Genomic DNA, 3,426 nt, shown 5'->3' on the forward strand with positions numbered 1-3,426 from the left:
ATGGATGGCGGCTTGCATGGCGATCAATATACGGGCCGCGTGATGGGCTGTATAGTGAAGACTTTCCATCATGTGATCGCTTTTTGGAATCACCCATGAAACCCGCGCCCAGCCAGCAAAGCTTGAACAGTCTCCTGTCCCGTCTGCGCATGAAGCAGTTGCAACTGCTCATCGCCCTGGACGACCACCAATCCCTGCACAAGGCCTCCAGTGCCCTGGCCATGACGCAGTCGGCGGCCAGCAAGTCGCTGGCCGAGCTGGAATCGATGCTGGATGCGCAATTGTTCGAGCGCACCAAGTCCGGCCTGATCCCCAACCAGTTCGGCCATTGCGTGATCCGTTATGCGCGCTTGATGGCCACCGACCTGGGATCGCTGTGCGAGGAGATGGCGCAGCTGCGCTCCGGGCGCGGCGGGCGGCTGGCCATCGGGGCGGTCATGGGTGCGCTGCCGGAACTGGTGGTGCCGGCCGTGGAAGCCTTGCAGCGGCGTCATCCCGAACTGTCCATCGACATCGTCGAAGACACCAGCGTGCAATTGCTGGGCTTGCTGGACGAAGGCCATCTGGACTTGCTGGTGGCGCGCGCCAGCGTGTCAGACCATCCTGGCAAGTACCACTACCAACCCTTGTCGGAAGAGCCGCTCTCGGTGGTGGTCTCGGGCGAGCATCCGCGCCCGCGCGCCAAGCACATGGGGCTGACCGCGCTGGCCGGCTATCGCTGGGTCACCTATCCCAGCCACATGCCGCTGCACGCCGTGCTGGAGCGCGAGATGGACCTGGCCGGCGTGCCCATGCCGGGCAATGCAATATCCACAGCTTCCACCTTCGTGACGGTGGCGCTGTTGCAGCAGAGCAGCGACCTGGTGTCGATCCTGCCCACGGCGGTAGCCGAGCTGTTCGTCAAGCGTGGCATGTTGCGCATCCTGCCGGTGACGCTGCGGTCGATGTCGCAGACCATCGGCATCGTCACGCGCAAGGGTGGGCAGTTGTCCAGGGCGGGGGAGGCCTTCGTGGGCTTGCTGCGCCAGGGGGCCAAGGCTGCCTGAACCTGTCCGGGCGCCCGGCCGTGGCTGCACGTAGCGGCCAGGGATGGGGTGTTCTCCATCCGCCCCCTATTTCTCCTTCCGCTCTCTGATGCGCAGCGCTTCACCTGCGCCGTCCAAACGACCGCTGCTGGCAGCGCTCGTTCGCCCTCGTCCCATGCCCTGTTCGAATCCTGCCCCGTCGCAAACCGCCGTGCGACGGTGGTTGCAGGGCGAGGTGAAAGGATATTCACCTCATTCATGCAAATAATTTGGGCAGCCTGTTCTGGTGTAATGGTATAGTGATTATACCAGTTGGGCTTCTCAAGGTTGAGCTGAATGTTGCCTTCTGGAAAAACAAAGAAATAACAAAGAAGCAACCAAGGCAGCCAGGCGACCGCAAGGCGCACAGCCCCCGCGTTTCCTGGCCTCACCCGCAGAGGTTGTCGTTGAACAGGCACAGCCTCTCAACCCGACAGGAGACAAGACAACAATGGAGACGCCCCAAAGCGCCGTCGAAAGATCGGCCATCCGCAAGGTCGCAATGCGGCTCGTGCCCTTCGTGGGCCTGATGTTTTTCATCAACTTCCTGGATCGCACGGCGATCTCGTTCGCCGGACCCAACGGCATGAGCCGTGACTTGGCCCTGACCGCTGCCCAGTTCGGGTTTGCGGCCGGGGTCTTCTTCATCGGCTACGTGCTGCTGGAAATCCCCAGCAACCTGGCCCTGCACAAGTACGGCGCGCGCCGCTGGCTGGCCCGCATCATGGTCACCTGGGGCATCGTGGCGCTGCTCTTCGCCTGGGTCAGCAGCGTGGAGGGCCTGTATGTGCTGCGCTTCCTGCTGGGCGTGGCCGAGGCCGGCTTCTTCCCCGGTGCCATCCTCTACCTGAGCCTGTGGGTCCCTGCCCGACACCGCAGCCATATCCTGGCCCTGTTCTACCTGGCCCAGCCGCTGACTATCGTCATCGGGGCACCGGTGGCGGCCCTGCTGATCGAGGCACACGGCCTGTTCGGCCTGGAAGGCTGGCGCGTGATGTTTGCCGGGGTGGCGCTGCCGGCCATCGTGGTGGGCGTGATCGCCTGGTTCTACCTGGCCGACCGGCCGGCCGAGGCCAAATGGCTGGACCCGGCCGAGCGCAAATGGCTGACCTCCGCCCTGCAAGCCGAACAGAGCAGCAAGCGCGTCGAGCACGTGGCCCATGCCGGGGCGGCGCTGAAGAATCCGCGCGTGTGGCTGCTGGCACTGGTGTATTTCGGGCTGATCTATGGCCTCTATGCGCTGGCCTTTTTCCTGCCGACCATCATCGGCGGCTTCGAAGCGCAGTTCGGCAGCAAATTCAATGTCTTCCAGAAGGGCCTGATCACGGCCATCCCCTACCTGCCGGCGGCTTTCGCGCTGTTCCTGTGGAGCCGCGACGCCACCCGGCGCGGCGTGCGCAGTTGGCACGTCGGGCTGCCGGCCATGCTGGGCGCCATCAGTATCCCGGCCGCACTCTACATGCAAAGCCCGGCCACTACCGTGCTGGCCATCACCGTGACTGCCTGCGCCATCTTCTCCGCCTTGCCGGCCTTCTGGTCGATTCCGGCGCGCTTCCTCTCGGGCGCAGCGGCGGCGGCGGGCATTGCGCTGATCAACACGGTGGGCAATGCAGCCGGCTTCATGGCGCCCTTCATCACCGGTGCCATCAAGGATGCCACCGGCAATTACCAGGCACCGATGTTCGTGGTGGGTGCGCTCATGGCGGTGTCGGCCCTGGTGATCTTCGCCATCGGCGCCGGTGCAAGGCAAGAGGCCAATGAGTTGCAGGGACGCGTGATCGCCGAGTGAGATCGGTACGTGGAAACAATCGGCCCGCTCAACGAAGGAGCGGGCCGCCAACGATGACAGGAGAAATGATATGAAGGAAAAAATTGCACTCTTCGGCGCAGGCGGCAAGATGGGCGTGCGCCTGGCGAAGAACCTGAAGAAATCCGGGCTGGTAATCGATTTCCGCCCGCAACGAAGCGTCCATGGTGTCGGCACCGCTCGTCAGAGCCGCTTTCGTCAGCGCCATGCCGAGCGGCGGATTGCGTGCGAGTTCGCGGGCGTAGGCGATCGCCGCCGGCAGCGCAGCGCCGGGCTCCGTCACCTGGTTCGCCAGGCCGATGCGCAGCGCCCGGGTGCCATCGATTTCGTTGGCCAGCGACAGCAGGGCACGCGCCTGCGTCATGCCGATCTTCTTCGGCAGGGTCCAGAAGATGCCGGTATCGGGTACCAGGCCGACGCGCAGGAATGCCGCGCAAAAGCGCGCACTGGCGGCCGCGACGACGTAGTCGCAGGCCGCCACCAGCGACAGCCCGGCGCCGAACGCGACGCCCTCGACGGCGGCCACGACCGGCTTGGGCCCACCGCACAGGTCGC

At 64.7% G+C, this 3,426-nt stretch carries 2 protein-coding genes and 1 pseudogene; 2 read left to right on the forward strand and 1 reads right to left on the reverse strand.

Annotated features, from left to right (window positions below):
* Positions 1–95 precede the first annotated feature (95 nt).
* Positions 96–1,046, forward strand: coding sequence for a LysR family transcriptional regulator (locus I5W_RS13755; RefSeq protein ID WP_017453614.1), 951 nt, complete (start codon positions 96–98; stop codon positions 1,044–1,046).
* A 469-nt stretch (positions 1,047–1,515) separates the two neighbouring features.
* Positions 1,516–2,853, forward strand: a complete 1,338-nt coding sequence (locus I5W_RS13760; protein WP_017453615.1) for an MFS transporter — start codon at positions 1,516–1,518, stop codon at positions 2,851–2,853.
* Positions 2,854–3,097: 244 nt separating this feature from the next.
* Here I5W_RS13760 and I5W_RS33355 read toward each other — a convergent pair.
* Positions 3,098–3,397 (reverse strand): annotated as a pseudogene (locus tag I5W_RS33355) (enoyl-CoA hydratase/isomerase family protein); the annotation flags it as partial.
* Between the last annotated feature and the right edge of the window lie 29 nt (positions 3,398–3,426).

It is taken from the genome of Herbaspirillum sp. B65 (assembly GCF_000333555.1).
Classification (GTDB): Bacteria; Pseudomonadota; Gammaproteobacteria; order Burkholderiales; family Burkholderiaceae_D; genus Herbaspirillum; species Herbaspirillum rubrisubalbicans.